The sequence below is a fragment of the Cupriavidus sp. 05T41 genome (assembly GCF_056396525.1).
In genome coordinates this window covers 90,112-105,239 of the sequence record NZ_JBFTLQ010000017.1, presented here as the reverse complement: position 1 = coordinate 105,239, position 15,128 = coordinate 90,112, and the positions used below count along the sequence as shown (strand labels likewise).

Below are 15,128 nucleotides of genomic sequence, written 5' to 3'. Positions count from 1 at the left end.
CGCAAGCCGGCCACCAGCGCCGGCGCCCCCGCGGCCGTGCCGGCCAGCGAAGCCGCTGCCGAGCCCGCCCGGTAGCACATTGCCCGACAGGCCCAACAGGCGCGGCGCCGCCGCCCTGCCCCTATGTTTCCCCGATCCACGGAGCCAAGCATGATCTTTTCGCGTCGCCTCGTCCTTGCCGGCATGTTCGCCGGTGCCCTGGCGCTGTCGCCGCTGGCCGCGCAGGCCCAGCAGACCAAAACCGAGCGGGTGCAGTTCGTCACCAGTGCCGGCAAGTTCACGCTCGAGGTCTACCCGGACGCCGCGCCCAAGACCGTCGCCAACTTCATGGAATATGTCAGGAGCGGCTTCTACAGCGGCACCATCTTCCACCGGGTCATCAACGGCTTCATGGTGCAAGGCGGCGGCTTCGACCGCGACATGAAGCAAAAGCCCACGCGCGCGCCGATCCAGCTCGAAGCGCAGAACGGCCTGAAGAACAAGGCCGGCACGGTGGCAATGGCCCGCACCAGCGATCCCAACTCGGCCACCGCCCAGTTCTTCATCAATGTGGTGGATAATTCCAGTCTCGACTATCCGCAGCCGGACGGAAACGGATACGCCGTGTTCGGCAAGGTGGTGGATGGCATGGATACCGTCGAAAAGATGAAGAGCGCGCCTACCACGTCATATGGCCCGATGCGCAATGTGCCGGCCACGCCGATCGTCATCGAGTCCGCCACGGTCGTCAAATAACGCCGGGCAATCACAACGCCAGGCAACCACCAGGCATCACCGAACAGAGGAAAGCAAATGTCCAAGGTAGAACTCCACACCAGCCAGGGTGTCATCACCATCGAACTCGATGCCGAGAAGGCGCCGAAGTCGGTTGAAAACTTCCTGTCGTACGTGCGCAAGGGCCACTACGACAACACCGTTTTCCACCGCGTGATCAAGAACTTCATGATCCAGGGCGGCGGCTTCGAGCCCGGCATGAAGCAAAAGGGCACCGACGCCCCGATCGAGAACGAAGCCGGCAACGGCCTCAAGAACGACCGCTACACGGTTGCCATGGCACGTACCAACGCGCCCCACTCGGCCACCGCGCAGTTCTTCATCAACACGGTCGACAATGACTTCCTCAACTTCACCTCGCCGACCCCGCAAGGCTTCGGCTACGCCGTGTTCGGCAAGGTGACCGACGGCACCGACGTGGTCGAGACGATCAAGGGCGTGCGCACCGGCAGCGCCGGCTTCCACCAGGACGTGCCGCTCGAAGACGTGGTCATCGAAAAGGCCGTGGTGGTCGAGTAACGCCACGGCGATCCCCGGCGGGACGCACCGCCGGGCCCCGCGGGTCGCGGCTGTCGAGCCGTATTCTCTTTCCATGCACATGACCGTGACCCCCTCCATGCCGGCGGCCGGCGCCCTAGCGGTGCCCGCGCCGGCGTGGTTCATTTCCGACCTGCATCTCACCCCGGGCATGCCGCGCACGCTGGCGTCCTTCGAGCGCGTGCTCGCGCGCGCCGCACTGCAAGCGCGCGCCTTGTTCATCCTCGGGGATTTCTTCGAGTTCTGGGTGGGCGACGAGGAAACCGACAGCCCCTTCGCCGCACAGGTCGCGGCAAGGCTGCATCAGCTGGCCGGGCACGGCGTGCAGGTGTACCTGATGCACGGCAACCGCGATTTCCTGCTGGGGCAGCGCTTTGCGCGCGCTGCCGGGGCCACGCTGCTGCCCGACCCTACCGTGATCGACTGCGCCGGCCAGCGCGTGGCGCTCAGCCATGGCGACATGCTCTGCACGGACGACCAGCGCTACATGCGCTTTCGCCACTGGACTCGCAAGGCCTGGGTGCAGCGCGCCTTCCTCTCGCTGCCGCTGGCGCTGCGCCTGCGCGTGGCGCGCCGCCTGCGCGCCGACAGCGAGGCCGGCCGCGCCAACCAGGCGCGCCGCGACGCCCTGCCGGACTACGGCGACACTACGCCGCAAGCCGTGGCAGCGCTGCTGCACGCCAGCCATGCGCCGGTGCTGGTGCACGGCCACACCCACCGGCCCGCCCGCCACGAGAGCGCCGAAGGCGTGCGCTGGGTGCTGACCGACTGGGACCTCGACGGCAAGCGCCCGCGCGCCGCGGTGCTGCAACTCGACGCCGGCGGCTTCAGCGTGCTGCCACAACTGGACTGAGCCGCGGCGCCGCAGCCCCTACTTCATCACCTACTTCATCAGCTTGCGCAGCTCGCTCGCATCGAAACGGTCGTTGGGCGTGTTCTCGAGATGCTCGCCGAGCCGGTCCAGCGCCGCCAGCACGGTCTCCAGCCGCTCGTGCTGCTGCGCGGCGTTGTCGATCAGGCTCTTGAGCGCCAGCGAAACCGGATCGTCCGCGTTGGGCGTGATGCCGTAGGCGGAGAATTCCTGCTTGGCGCCCTGCTGGTCGCTGGGCGCATCCGGCAAGATGATGCGCGCCGGCACGCCGACCGCGGTGGCACCCGGCGGCACCGGCTTGAGCACCACGGCGTTGGAGCCAATGCGCGCACCTTCGCCGATGGTGTAGCCGCCCAGCACCTTGGCCCCGGCGCTCACCACCACGTTGGCGCCCAGCGTCGGATGCCGCTTCACGCCCTTGTACAGCGAGGTGCCGCCCAGGGTCACGCCCTGGTAGATGGTGCAGTCGTCGCCGATCTCGGCGGTCTCGCCCACCACTACGCCCATGCCATGGTCGATGAACACGCGCCGCCCCACCGTGGCGCCCGGGTGGATTTCGATCCCGGTGAGAAAGCGCGACCAGTGCGAGATCCACCGGCCCAGCCAGTGAAAGCCGGCGTTCCAGCAGGCATGCGCGCAACGATGGAACATCACGGCATGCAGCCCGGGATAGCAGGTCAGCACTTCGAGACGGCTGCGCGCGGCGGGATCGCGCCGCATGATGGCGTCGATATCTTCCTTCAGACGAGAGAACATCTTGGTCGTGTCGTGTTGCCACGCCGTGCGCCGCGCGCCCCGGTCCATCCGGGGGAAAACGCGATCGCCGGCATGGTCATTGGCCGGTGGGAACGGGAGCAGGGAGTGTAAGAGATTTGCTGCCCTGCTGCCGTCATGGACATTGACTGCGCAAGCGCCGCTGTCGCATCCGTGCCGTGGCACGGACACCCGCGGCGCCAGTCGTCAACATCGCTCTGGCACGTGGACCAGGCCGGTCATCAGGCGCCGCGCGCTGCTGCGCACCAGGGCGCGCTCCAGCGGTTGCGAAGTAGAGGCAGGGGCGGAAGCGGAGGAAGCGGCGGAGGCGATGGAGTCCGACTCCGAATAGTCGAGCACGATTTCCGCGGCAGGGAATGGCACGCCCGCCTCGCGCAAACCGGCGGCTTCCAGCGGATGGCCATTGCGGCAAGGTACGCGCGCCACGATGGCTTCGCCCGTGTTCTGCTGCCACATGCGCACGGTGGTGATGCTGTCGCGCGCCGGCACGAAGCCGCGCCAGATCGCGAACGGCCCGACGGCCGCGGACAGGTCGTCGCAACGGCCCGACCAGTCGATCAGGGCCGCGCGGATTGCCACCGCGCCGAACAGGTAGTCCACGTCGCAGCCGGCATGCTGCGAACGGCGTACCAGCACGACATTGCCGGCACTGGAAGTGGCTCCGCCCAGGCCGTCGGCCTGCGTGCCATAAGGGTCGGGCGAGCCGATCACGCGCAGCAGCACGTCATCGCGCCCGGCGGGATCGGACGGCAGGTCGTCAGCCAGGAAGAACAGACCCTTGCTGGCGCCGCCCCGCATGTAGAAGGCAGGAATCTCCGCCACCGCTCACTTCTCCTGTTGGCCTGGCCCACTCCGGGAGCCAGGGACGCTGCCCTGCGAGGCCAGCAGCATGTGCTTGGCGATGCCACGCAGGATATTCACTTCCTCGCGCTCCAGCCCGCTGCGCGCCAGCAGCCGGCGCAGGCGCGGCATCAGCTTCTTCGGCGTGGCCGGGTCCAGGAAGCCGATCGCTTCGAGACCCGTCTGCAGATGGCCGAACATCGCCTCCACCTGCTCCGCCGTGGCCGGTTCGCCAGCATAGCCGATCTCGGCCTGCGGCGTGGCGCGCGGCTCCAGCAGCGCCAGGCGCATCTCGTAGGCCACCAGCTGCACGGCCTGGGCCAGGTTGAGCGAGGTGTAGGCCGGGTTGGCGGGGATATGGGTGACGGCCGAGCAACGGTCCACGGCCTCGTTGGGCAGGCCGAAACGCTCGTTGCCGAAGACGAAGGCCACATGGGCGCCCGGCGCGGGCATGCCCGGGACCGGGGCGGCCGCAAGCTGGAGGGCGATGCGCTGGCCGGCCTGTGCGGCGGCATCGCGCGGCAGCAGGCGCGGCGGCCCGAACTCGCGCTGGCGGGCCGTCAGCGCCACGGCATAAGCGGTACCGGACAGCGCGCTTTCGATATCGTCCACGATCACCGCGGCGGCCAGCACGTCGTCGGCGCCGCTGGCCATGGCCACGGCATCCGGGTGCGCGCGCACCTCCGGCTCGCGCGGCGAGACCAGCACCAGGCGGCCCGGCTCGGCGCCGAAACCCATGGTCTTGATCGCGCGCGCCACCGCGCCGACATTGCCGGGATGGCTGGTCTCCACCAGCACGAAGCGCACGGCGGCAAAGGCAGCGGGCGCATCGAGAGTCACATTGACTGCCTTGCGCGGCACGGCGGGGGCGTCGCCGGCGGCGGCACTCGTCTGGTTCAGCGGGTTCATATACAATCCAGGCTTCATCTTCGGTGCGCCGCCCGTCTCGCACGATCGCGACGCGCCCGTTCTTCTACAATTCGTTGTGTTGTCAGCCGCCCCCGGAGGGCAGCGCGCCGGCCTTTTGCGCCAGGCGGCGCACTCCTGGCCGGCCTGGAGAGATTCATGCATCCGATGCTAAATATCGCCGTCAAGGCGGCCCGCAAGGCAGGTTCCGTCATCAACCGCGCGTCGATGGACGTCGACCGGGTCCATGTTTCCCGCAAGCAGCACAACGATTTCGTCACCGAGGTCGACCGCGCCGCCGAGGCTGCGATCATCGAGATCATCCGCACGGCCTACCCGGAACACGCCATTCTAGCGGAAGAGTCCGGCCAGTCCTGGGCCGAGGGCGAAGAAACCAGCGAATACGTCTGGGTCATCGATCCGCTCGACGGCACCACCAATTTCATCCACGGCTTCCCCCAGTATTGCGTGTCCATCGCCCAGTTGCACAAGGGCGTGCCCGCGCAGGCCGTAGTCTACGACCCCACGCGTGACGAACTCTTCACCGCCAGCAAGGGCGCCGGGGCTTTCCTGAACAACCGCCGCATCCGCGTCTCGCGCCGCGACAAGCTGGCCGACTGCCTGATCGGCACCGGCTTCCCGTACCGTGACATGGAAGGTCTGGACCAGTACATGGAGCTGTTCGCCCTGATGACGCGCAGCTGCGCCGGCCTGCGCCGCCCGGGCGCTGCCGCGCTGGACCTGGCCTACGTGGCGTGCGGACGCACCGATGGTTTCTTCGAGCAAGGCCTCAAGCCCTGGGACATGGCCGCCGGCATGCTGCTGGTGACCGAGGCCGGCGGGCTGACCGGCAACTACGCCGGCGAAGCCCGCCAGCTGGAGCAAGGCGAAGTGCTGGCAGGCAACCCCAAGGCCTTCGCGCAAATGGTGCGCCTGCTGTCGCCATACTCGCTCGACAACGCCAAGCCCGCTAGGCCCGCCGCCTGAGCGCCTGCCAGCGGCCGCCGCCGAGCGCCACGCCCGCCCTCCACAGGGCGGGCGTTTTTGTTTGGGCGAACGTATTGTTGCGAGGCGTTTACCGGCGCATGATCCATATCAAGGCCGGCGGCTCCCCGCCGCTGCAGAATGAGGGCATGCGCTGCCGGCGCCCGTCGCACCCCCGACCGATCACCGCGCAGCCCGGATTCCCACCTGAAGGAGCCTCGCATGTTTCCCGAATTCCGCGAACTGATCTCGGTGCTCAAGGCGCAGGACGCGCACTTCGCCAGGCTGTTCCATCGCCACAATGACATGGACCAGGAGATCAAGAACATGGAAGCCAGGCTGGTGCCCGCCGACAGCGTGACCATCGAATCGCTCAAGAAGGAAAAGCTCCGGCTCAAGGACGAGCTCTACGGCATTCTGCGCAGGGCCTCGGCCTGAGCCGGCCACCCCCACGTCGTCCGTTCTTTCCAAAACACATACACACGCCCATGTTCCAACATATCCTGCTCCCCATCGACGGCTCCCCGCTCTCGCAGAAGGCTGTCGCCGCCGCCATCGAGTTCGCCCGCGCAACCGGCGCCAGGCTGACCGCCTATATGTGCGTGGAGGAATATCCCTTTCTGCAGTCCAGCGATGCCGGTCACGAGAAGCGCTCGGTATTCGAGCAACGTGTCGAGGCCGCGGCACGCAGCGATCTGGCACGCGTCGAAGCGGCCGCCGCGCTGGCCGGCGTGCCGTGCGCCGCGGTGACCTCCGTCTCCGCGGCGCCTTACCGCGGCATCATCGCCACCGCGACGGAACAGGGCTGCGACGTGATCTTCATGGCTTCGCACGGCCGCAGCGGCATCAGCGGCCTGCTGATCGGCAGCGAAACACAGAAGGTGCTCACCCACAGCACCATCCCCGTTCTGGTCTTCCGCTGAAGACGACACGCAGGCAGCGCCCCGGCTCCCCGGGCGCTCGCCCTGCGTCCCGGCAGCCGCGCCGGCCAGCCCGCGCCTCCAGACCTGGCGGCCGGTGCTGTACCATATCGCCCATCTTCCGAAATACCCCCTTGCGTCCCGAGGCAGCCCCCTCGCGCGGCCGGCTTTTTCCCGGCGCGCGCCGGCGCCATGCGCCATGTGCGCCAGTCGGGGCGGCAAGGCGATGGCAAGCACGGAAAGGCGGCGTAGCGCCGGCTTTCCGTGCCAAACAGGTTTAATGGCAATGGGATTGCAGAAAAAGACGAACCCGGATCAAACGGCGGCAGATGCTTCCGGCAGCAAGCACACCCCCATGATGCAGCAGTATCTGCGCATCAAGGCGGACCACCCGGACACCTTGCTGTTCTACCGGATGGGCGACTTCTATGAGCTCTTCCATGACGACGCCGAGAAGGCGGCGCGCCTGCTGGACATCACGCTGACGGCGCGCGGCGCCTCCAACGGCGTACCGATCCGCATGGCGGGCATCCCCTTCCACTCGGTGGACCAGTACCTCGCGCGGCTGGTCAAGCTGGGCGAATCCGTGGCGATCTGCGAGCAGATCGGCGACCCGGCCACCAGCAAGGGACCGGTCGAACGCAAGGTGGTTCGCATCGTCACCCCGGGCACGCTGACCGACGCGGCGCTGCTGCCGGACAAGGCCGACACCTTCCTGATGGCCGTGCACCAGCACACCACGCGCCGCGGCGTCAGCAAGACCGGCCTGGCGTGGCTCAACCTCGCCAGTGGCGAACTGCGCCTGATGGAGTGCGAGGTGGCGCAGCTTGGCCGCGAACTGGAACGCATCCGGCCGGCCGAGCTGCTGTTCGCGGATGGCATCGAGCTGCCGGCGCTGGCCTGCGCCCGCACGCGCCTGCCGGAGTGGCACTTCGACCAGGAAGCCGGCACCCGCCGCCTGCGCGAGCAGCTCGGCGTGGCGAGCCTGGACCCGTTCGGCTGTGCCGGGCTGGGCGCGGCGCTCGGCGCGGCGGGCGCGCTGCTGAACTATGCCGCTTCCACGCAAGGCCAATCGCTGCGCCATGTGCAAGGCGTCACGGTCGAGCGCGAATCGGAATTCGTCGGCCTGGATACCGCCACGCGGCGCAACCTGGAGTTGACCGAGACGCTGCGCGGCGGCGAGTCGCCGACGCTGTTCTCGCTGCTGGACACCTGCGCCACCACCATGGGCAGCCGCCTGCTGCGCCACTGGCTGCACCACCCGCTGCGCGACCGCGCCATGCCGCAGGCGCGCCAGCAGGCCATCGGTGCCCTGCTCGCCCAGGGCACCGAGCCGCTGCGCGCGGCGTTGCGCAGGCTGTCCGACGTGGAACGCATCACCGCGCGCCTGGCGCTGCTCAATGCGCGCCCGCGCGACCTGTCATCGCTGCGCGACACGCTGGCCGCCCTGCCCGACGTGCAGGCCTGCGTGCAGCCCGACGACGCGGCGCCGCTGCTGAACCTGACCCTGGCCGAGCTGGCCGTGCCGCAGGCCTGCCAGGACCTGCTGAGCGCGGCGGTGGCGCCCGAGCCGCCCAGCGTGGTGCGCGACGGCGGCGTGATCGCGCGCGGCTTCGACGCCGAGCTCGACGAACTGCGCGACATCTCGGAGAACTGTGGCCAGTTCCTGGTCGAGCTGGAGGCGCGCGAGCGCACCCGCACCGGCATCGCCAATCTGCGCGTGGAATACAACCGCGTGCATGGCTTCTATATCGAGGTGACCAACGGCCAGGCCGACAAGGTCCCCGACGACTACCGCCGCCGCCAGACGCTGAAGAACGCCGAACGCTACATCACGCCCGAGCTCAAGTCCTTCGAGGACAAGGCGCTGTCCGCGCAAGACCGCGCGCTGGCGCGCGAGAAGCAGCTCTACGACGCGCTGCTGCAGCAATTGCTGCCGCATATCGGCGAACTGCAGCGCGTGGCCGGCGCGCTGGCCCGGCTCGACGTGCTGGCGGCGCTGGCCGAGCGCGCGCAGACGCTGGACTGGACCCAGCCCGAGCGCGTCGACGAGAACGCCATCGACATCGTGCAGGGTCGCCATCCGGTGGTGGAAGGCCAGCTCGCCGCCGAATCCGTGCCCTTCATCGCCAACGACTGCCAGCTCAACGAAGCGCGCAAGCTGCTGCTGATCACCGGCCCGAACATGGGCGGCAAGTCGACCTTCATGCGCCAGACCGCGCTGATCGTGCTGCTGGCCTGCGTGGGTGCCTACGTACCCGCGCGGCGCGCCGTGATCGGCCCGATCGACCGCATCTTCACCCGCATCGGCGCGGCCGACGATCTCGCCGGCGGGCGCTCCACCTTCATGGTGGAGATGACCGAGGCTGCCGGCATCCTGCACAACGCCACGCCCGCCAGCCTGGTGCTGATGGACGAGATCGGCCGCGGCACGTCCACCTTCGACGGCCTCGCGCTGGCATGGGCCATCGCGCGCCACATCCTGGCGCACAACCGCAGCCATACGCTGTTCGCCACCCACTACTTCGAACTGACGCAGCTGCCGCAGGAATTCACGCAGGCAGCCAACGTGCACCTCTCCGCGGTGGAGCATGGCGACGGCATCGTCTTCCTGCACGCGGTGCAGGACGGCCCGGCCAGCCAGAGCTATGGCCTGCAGGTGGCGCAACTCGCGGGGGTGCCGCAGCCGGTGATCCGCGCGGCGCGCAAGCACCTGGCGTGGCTCGAGCAGCAGTCGGCGGATGCCACGCCCACGCCGCAGCTCGACCTGTTCGCGGCGCCGCTGTCGCCGCTGGACGACGAGGATGACTATGCGGAGCCGGCAAGTGGCACCGCGGACACAGCCATATCGCCGGAACAAGCCGCGCTGCTCGACGCCATCGGCGAACTCGATCCGGACAGCCTCACGCCGCGCGAAGCCCTCGATGCGCTCTACCGCCTGCGTGCGCTGGCCAGGGATGCGGTAGCCACCGCATGACGCCGACCGGGCTGGCAAGCCGGCGCAGCCTGGCGCGCGCGCTCGCCCGGGCGGCAGGCTGCACCGTGCTCGGCGTAGTGCTCGCGTCGCCCGCGCTGCCGGGCGACGCGCTGGCCGCGCAGGCCAATCGCGTTCGCGCGCCGGCCAGCGAGACCGTGCGCATCGCCCTGATCGCCGACCAGCCGCAGTGGCCTGCGGCCGAAGACGGTACCACGCGCCTGCTCGAATACGCCGCCGCGCGCCGGCTCGACATGGTGGTGCACCTCGGCGGCATCAAGGGCGATACCGAATCCTGCGGCGATGCCCTGCTCACGGCGCGCCAGCGCCTGCTTGACCAGTCGCCGCTGCCGCTGGTCTACCTGCCCGGCGAAACCGACTGGGCGGAATGCCAGCGCGCCGTGAACGGCCATTTCGATCCGGTGGAACGCCTGAACCGGCTGCGCGAGTTGTTCTACCCGGCAGACACCACGCTGGGCCAGCGCGTCGTGCCGCTCATGCGGCAATCCGACCAGGCCACCTTCCGCAGCTTCCGGGAGAACGTGCGCTGGAGCGCCGGGGGCGTGTTGCTGGTGGCATTGAACCTGCCTGGCGACAACAATCACTATCGCTCGGAGGGCGGCCGCAACGGCGAGTTCGAAGACCGCCGCGAGGCCAATCGCCAGTGGCTCGCGCGTGCCTTCTCCCTGGCGCAGCAGCAGAACCTGCCGGGCATCGTTGTGCTGGCCCATGCCGATCCGCAGTTCGGCAACGGCTGGGAGCAACGCGGCAAGCCTTCCCTGTTCGACGGCTTCCTGCGCCGCCGCGCGCGCGATGGCTTCCAGGAGTACAAGCGCCAGCTGCGCGATCTCGCCACGCGTTACCGCGGCCAGGTATTGCTCGTACATACCGGCCAGGGTGGGTTCGGCATCGATACACCGCTCAAGGATGCAGGTGGCAAGGTGCTGCGCAACGTCACCCGCGTGGTGCTGCCGGCCGGCACGCCCGGGCAGTTCGCCGAGCTGTCGATCACGCCGGGTTCGCCCAAGCCGTTCGAAGTGACCCTGAAGGATGGGCCGGAGGCGGAGTGATGCGGGGCGGGCCATTCATGCGCGCCCTCCATGCGTGCCACCCATGAAAAAAGCCGGCTAAGCCGGCTTTGGTAGCAGGTGCGCGCGCAGCGGGCCTGCGCTCAGTGCAGCGTGCGGTTGCCGCCGTCTTCGTCTTCATCCTCGTCCACCACCTCGACGCCCGAGGCGCCGTGGGCGTGGCCATGCTGCACTTCGTCGTCGGTGGCTTCGCGCACCTCGGACACCTGCAGCCAGAAACGCAGCGCCATGCCGGCCAGCGGATGGTTGCCGTCCAGCACGACCTTGTCCTGGGCCACGTCCGTCACCGTGTAGATGATCGAATCGTCTTCGTCACCGTCTTCGGGCACGCCTTCGAATTGCATGCCGATCTCGAGCGGCTCGGGGAAACGGTCACGCGGTTCCACCTTGACCATCTCGGCGTCGTAATCGCCGAACGCTTCTTCGGGTTCGAGCTGGAGCTGGGTCTCGAAGCCGGCTTCGTGGCCTTCGAGCGCTTCCTCGATCTTGGGGAACGTGCCATCATAGCCGCCGTGCAAGTAGACCATCGGCTCATCCGACTCCTCGATCAGATTGCCCTGCGCATCCGACAGCTTGTACACCACGGATACCACCGTGTTCTTAGCGATTTTCAATTCTTGACTCCATGAACGATTCCGCATTATACGCGCAGGCCCTGCCCCCCGGCCCCGTCGATCCCGACGTGCCGCTCCCCCTGCTGGGAGGCATGACGCCGGCCGCTTTCATGCGCGATATCTGGCACCGCAAGCCCCTGCTGATCCGACAGGCCGTACCGGGAATCGTGCCGCCGGTATCGCCAGAGTCCCTTTTCGAGCTGGCCGACCGCGACGACGTCGAGGCCCGCCTGGTGTCGCACTTCCGCAACCGCTGGAAGCTCGAGCAGGGCCCGTTCGCCGCCGACAACCTGCCCTCGCGCAAGGCGCGCCAGTGGACCTTGCTCGTGCAGGGCGTCAACCTCCACGATAGCGCAGCCGCGGCATTGCTGGGGCAATTCCGTTTCGCCCCCGATGCGCGGCTCGACGACCTCATGGTCAGCTACGCCACCGACGGTGGCGGCGTCGGCCCGCACTTCGATTCCTACGACGTTTTCCTGCTGCAAGTATCGGGCCGGCGGCGCTGGCGCATCTCCTCCCAGACCAAGCTGGATCTGGTGCCGGACCTGCCGCTGAAGATCCTGGCGGACTTCACACACGAACAGGAGTGGGTGCTGGAACCCGGCGACATGCTTTACCTGCCGCCCCAGTACGCCCACGACGGCGTCGCCGAAGGCGAGTGCATGACCTACTCCATCGGCTTCCGCGCACCGGCCTACCGCGAGCTGGCAGGGCATTTCCTCGCCTGGCTGTCGGAGACGGTAGAGGATAACGAAGACCTGAGCGGGCGCTATGCGGACCCCGGCGAACCCGCCACCGCGCGTCCGGCCCAGTTGCCCGCCAGCATGGTGCGTGCGGTAAGCGAACGCCTCGGTGCCCTGCGTTGGTCGGGTAGCATGATTTCCGAATTTCTGGGTGCGCATCTCTCCGAACCGAAACCGACCGTGGAATTCCCGGTCGTGCCCGAAATCACACTGAAGAAATACACAAAACTTGCGCTATCTCACGGCATCGTGCTAGCGCCGGGATCGATCGCATTGTATGACCGCACGCATTTCTTTATCAACGGAGAAGCCTACGAACCGCCGCCAGAACTCGCAAGATGGCTGCGGCAACTGGGAGATCGGCGCCAATTAAGTGCCGCGGAAGTAGCCGCGTGCGCCGATTTGCCCGACCTGATGGAGACCTTCCATCATTGGGCACTCGAAGGATGGCTGCAACTTGCGCCATCTACCCTGTAATAATCCGTAACAACCAAAAACAGGAAAAGACAGCGCTACACAAGCCGGGAAAACGCGGATATAATCGTCGGCTGGCTAGTACTGTGTACCACTGCATTTGTCGGCACCCGGGAGAGCCTCTATTTTGCAGTTCAAGAGCGATAATTACCGGTAATTATTCATCGCCTGTTTTTCTGTTATTAAAGTTAAAGGACGAACAATGAAGAAGTCTCTCCTGATCGCATCGCTGCTCGCCGCCGTTGCTCTCGCCGCTTGCGGCAAGAAAGAAGAAGCCGCTGCACCGGCACCGGAAGCTTCGGCTCCTGCCGCTGCTGCCCCGGCACCGGAAGCTTCGGCTCCCGCTGCTGCTCCGGCTGCTGACGCATCGGCTCCGGCCGCTGACGCTTCGGCCCCGGCTGCTGACGCATCGGCTCCGGCTGCCAAGCAGTAATCGGTCTCGACCGATAAAAAAGCCGACCTTCGGGTCGGCTTTTTTTCGTCCATGTTTTCCGCGACATTTCCGCGACACCTGACGAAGATGTCACATCGTCACTGTCAGGCCCTGACCGGCTGCCAGCCCAGGCCCTCGTGCTGGTCCGCCACCAGGATCTCGCCCGCCGACGCGGCGAGCACCGCCGCCAGCGCTCCGGTGGCCAGTTCGCGCGTGTTGTTCTGCTGGCTCAGGTGAGCGGCAACCACGCGCTGCAGCCCCGCGTGCGCCACGCGCGCCAGGATATCGGCCGCGACCTCGTTGGCAAGGTGGCCGAAATCGCCACCGATACGCCGCTTGAGCGAGGCCGGATACGCCGAATTGCGCAACATCTCGCGGTCGTGGTTGCACTCGAGCACCAATGAATGCATGCCCGCCAGACGCGCGGTGATGTAAGGCGTCTCCATGCCGGCGTCGGTCAGCACGCCGAGTCTTGCATCGCCGTCGCTCAGCACGAACTGCAGCGGCTCGCGTGCGTCGTGCGGCACCGTGTACGGCAGGATGTGCAGGCCGCCGATGACCAGCGGGTGGTCGGCGCAGCAGACGCGCACATCGGCCGTTTCCGCACCCCGCAGGTGCGAGGTCGCAAGCCATGTGCCGTGGCTGGTGTAGACCGCCAGGTCGTGGCGCGATGCAAAGGAATAGGCCGAGCCGACATGATCGCCATGCTCGTGCGTGACGAGTACCGCATCGAGCTGGTCCGGCGTGACGCCGAGCCGCTCCAGGCGCCGCGCCGTCTCGCGAATGCCAAAGCCGCAATCGAGCAGCACCCGCGTGGTGGTGGTGCCCTCTTGCGATTCGATCAACAGGGAATTGCCCTCGCTGCCGCTGCCGAGAAAGGCGAAGCGCATCATGCGCCAGCCTCGCACGGCAGTTTGCGGGAGCTTCCCGCGGCAGGACGCCGCGGGCGTACTTGCGCAGCGCTCACCGCGATCAGCGCAGTTGCTCGTCGAGCAGGGAGAGGATGCGCTTGCCGACTTCGGTGCCTTCCGGCTGGCCGGCGTCGTTCTGCACCGTCACGGTCGTGCCGGTGCCGTCGCCCTTGAGCGCAACGCGGTACTTCTTCGCCCGCTTGCTATCTTCCGTGCCGGTCTTGGTGAACAGCTTGGAGAAGAAGCCGCGGTTATCGACCGTGTCGCGCGGGTCGACATAGCGCACGAAGTACAGGCCCTGGGCGCGGTCGCGGTCTTCCACCGTGAAGTTGACGCGGTCCAGCGCCAGGCCGACGGAGCGCCATGCGCGGTCGAACGGCTCGGCCAGTTGCAGCGCCTGGGTGCCATTGACCTGCGTCAGGTTGCTGCCCGCCGCGGGTGCCTTGGCCGCCGCCGCAGGAGCAGCCGCCGCGCCAGAGGCCCCGGCCGCTGCCGGCGTGCCGCCGTTCTTCGCCATGCGGTCGGCCTGCTCCTTCTGCACGCCGAGTCGCTGCGCGAAGCGCGAGAGGAATTCCGCTTCCAGCTCGGGATCGGAGGGACGCGCGGTCCAGACCGTCTGCGACTTGTCGATGCCGGTCAGCTGTTCCTGCGCGCCGCGGTGGCTGATGAAGATCTCCATATTGCCGTTCTGCGAGCGCTCCAGGCGCGTGCGGAACTTGTCACGCTCGGAGGTCGAGTACAGGCCGTCGAAAACCTTGCCGATGGTGTTGCGGATGAAATCCTGCGGGATCTTGGCACGGTTCTCGGCCCAGTCCGTTTCCATGATGCCGGTCTCGGGCGAATCCTGGACCAGCAGGAAACCGCTTTCCTGCCAGAACTCGCGCAGCGACTGCCACAACTGGTCAGAGCGCATGCCGTTGCTGATCACCAGCCAGCGCTGGTTGCCGTCGCGCTCCATGCGCACGCCTTGCGTGGCGGGCAGCACGTTCTCGGTGCCAACCTGCTGCTGAGCTACCTTGTTCGTCTGGTTGTAGGTCGACAGCGTCGACGTGCCGTTCTGGTCGGGCACCGAGTAGCGGCGGTCACCTTCGATCTTGGTCAGGTCCGGCGGGACGTCCAGCGTGCCGGTGCGCTTGGCGTTGGACTTGTAGTCGATCTTGTCGGGTGCCATCGCATCGTTGATGCTGCTGCAGCCGGACATCGCGCTTGCCACCAGCACGGGCAAGACCAGGGCGGCACGGCGAACCTGCATTGCACCGTGGCGGTTAAGCTTGAGTTTCATTGA

At 67.5% G+C, this 15,128-nt stretch carries 16 protein-coding genes; 10 read left to right on the top strand and 6 right to left on the bottom strand.

Annotation, left to right across the window (positions count from 1 at the left end; genetic code table 11):
* Nucleotides 1–150 precede the first annotated feature (150 nt).
* From AC1DKV_RS13100 to AC1DKV_RS13090, 3 genes are all read left to right on the top strand, one after another.
* Nucleotides 151–735 carry a peptidylprolyl isomerase gene (locus tag AC1DKV_RS13100; protein ID WP_441618902.1) on the top strand — a complete coding sequence of 195 codons (585 nt, stop codon included), beginning with the start codon at nucleotides 151–153 and terminating at the stop codon, nucleotides 733–735.
* Between the two features lie 57 nt (nucleotides 736–792).
* Nucleotides 793–1,293, top strand: a complete 501-nt coding sequence (locus tag AC1DKV_RS13095) for a peptidylprolyl isomerase (protein ID WP_441618900.1) — start codon at nucleotides 793–795, stop codon at nucleotides 1,291–1,293.
* Nucleotides 1,294–1,372: 79 nt separating this feature from the next.
* On the top strand, nucleotides 1,373–2,164 hold the full coding sequence (locus tag AC1DKV_RS13090; RefSeq protein ID WP_441618898.1) for a UDP-2,3-diacylglucosamine diphosphatase: 792 nt from the start codon (nucleotides 1,373–1,375) through the stop codon (nucleotides 2,162–2,164).
* Between the two features lie 30 nt (nucleotides 2,165–2,194).
* Here AC1DKV_RS13090 and cysE read toward each other — a convergent pair whose 3' ends face one another.
* The 3 genes from cysE to AC1DKV_RS13075 all read right to left on the bottom strand — a co-directional run bounded on the left by cysE (nucleotide 2,195) and on the right by AC1DKV_RS13075 (nucleotide 4,705).
* Entirely contained in the window at nucleotides 2,195–2,938 is a 744-nt protein-coding gene (gene cysE, locus AC1DKV_RS13085) for a serine O-acetyltransferase (protein WP_441618896.1), read from the bottom strand.
* Nucleotides 2,939–3,142: 204 nt separating this feature from the next.
* Nucleotides 3,143–3,778, bottom strand: a complete 636-nt coding sequence (locus AC1DKV_RS13080) for a PrpF domain-containing protein (RefSeq protein WP_441618894.1) — start codon at nucleotides 3,776–3,778, stop codon at nucleotides 3,143–3,145.
* Between the two features lie 3 nt (nucleotides 3,779–3,781).
* On the bottom strand, nucleotides 3,782–4,705 hold the full coding sequence (locus AC1DKV_RS13075) for an RNA methyltransferase (RefSeq protein WP_441618892.1): 924 nt from the start codon (nucleotides 4,703–4,705) through the stop codon (nucleotides 3,782–3,784).
* Nucleotides 4,706–4,861: 156 nt separating this feature from the next.
* Here AC1DKV_RS13075 and AC1DKV_RS13070 point away from each other — a divergent pair, with 156 nt between their 5' ends.
* From AC1DKV_RS13070 to AC1DKV_RS13050, 5 genes are all read left to right on the top strand, one after another.
* Nucleotides 4,862–5,689: an inositol monophosphatase family protein gene (locus AC1DKV_RS13070; RefSeq protein WP_441618890.1), complete on the top strand. Its 828-nt coding sequence runs from the start codon at nucleotides 4,862–4,864 to the stop codon at nucleotides 5,687–5,689.
* Between the two features lie 219 nt (nucleotides 5,690–5,908).
* Nucleotides 5,909–6,124 carry an HP1242/YdcH family protein gene (locus AC1DKV_RS13065; protein WP_441618888.1) on the top strand — a complete coding sequence of 72 codons (216 nt, stop codon included), beginning with the start codon at nucleotides 5,909–5,911 and terminating at the stop codon, nucleotides 6,122–6,124.
* Nucleotides 6,125–6,174: 50 nt separating this feature from the next.
* A complete protein-coding gene (locus AC1DKV_RS13060; protein WP_441618886.1) occupies nucleotides 6,175–6,609 on the top strand; it encodes a universal stress protein in 435 nt (144 codons plus the stop codon).
* Between the two features lie 283 nt (nucleotides 6,610–6,892).
* Nucleotides 6,893–9,583: a DNA mismatch repair protein MutS gene (gene mutS, locus AC1DKV_RS13055; protein WP_441618884.1), complete on the top strand. Its 2,691-nt coding sequence runs from the start codon at nucleotides 6,893–6,895 to the stop codon at nucleotides 9,581–9,583.
* A complete protein-coding gene (locus AC1DKV_RS13050) occupies nucleotides 9,580–10,650 on the top strand; it encodes a hypothetical protein (RefSeq protein WP_441618882.1) in 1,071 nt (356 codons plus the stop codon). The genes mutS and AC1DKV_RS13050 overlap by 4 nt, the downstream gene beginning before the upstream one ends.
* A gap of 101 nt (nucleotides 10,651–10,751) precedes the next feature.
* On the opposite strand, the gene AC1DKV_RS13045 is transcribed toward AC1DKV_RS13050, so the two are convergent.
* Entirely contained in the window at nucleotides 10,752–11,282 is a 531-nt protein-coding gene (locus AC1DKV_RS13045; protein ID WP_441618880.1) for an FKBP-type peptidyl-prolyl cis-trans isomerase, read from the bottom strand.
* An 11-nt stretch (nucleotides 11,283–11,293) separates the two neighbouring features.
* Between AC1DKV_RS13045 and AC1DKV_RS13040 the strand changes: the two genes are divergently transcribed.
* Together AC1DKV_RS13040 and AC1DKV_RS13035 are read left to right on the top strand one after the other, a co-directional pair.
* Nucleotides 11,294–12,502: a ribosomal protein uL16 3-hydroxylase gene (locus tag AC1DKV_RS13040; protein WP_441618879.1), complete on the top strand. Its 1,209-nt coding sequence runs from the start codon at nucleotides 11,294–11,296 to the stop codon at nucleotides 12,500–12,502.
* A 199-nt stretch (nucleotides 12,503–12,701) separates the two neighbouring features.
* Nucleotides 12,702–12,932, top strand: a complete 231-nt coding sequence (locus AC1DKV_RS13035) for a hypothetical protein (protein WP_081651328.1) — start codon at nucleotides 12,702–12,704, stop codon at nucleotides 12,930–12,932.
* Nucleotides 12,933–13,036: 104 nt separating this feature from the next.
* Here the strand turns inward: AC1DKV_RS13035 and AC1DKV_RS13030 are convergent, their stop codons facing one another.
* Together AC1DKV_RS13030 and bamC are read right to left on the bottom strand one after the other, a co-directional pair.
* Nucleotides 13,037–13,825: an MBL fold metallo-hydrolase gene (locus tag AC1DKV_RS13030; RefSeq protein WP_441618877.1), complete on the bottom strand. Its 789-nt coding sequence runs from the start codon at nucleotides 13,823–13,825 to the stop codon at nucleotides 13,037–13,039.
* Nucleotides 13,826–13,904: 79 nt separating this feature from the next.
* A complete protein-coding gene (bamC, locus tag AC1DKV_RS13025) occupies nucleotides 13,905–15,125 on the bottom strand; it encodes an outer membrane protein assembly factor BamC (protein ID WP_441643392.1) in 1,221 nt (406 codons plus the stop codon).
* Nucleotides 15,126–15,128: the final 3 nt, after the last annotated feature.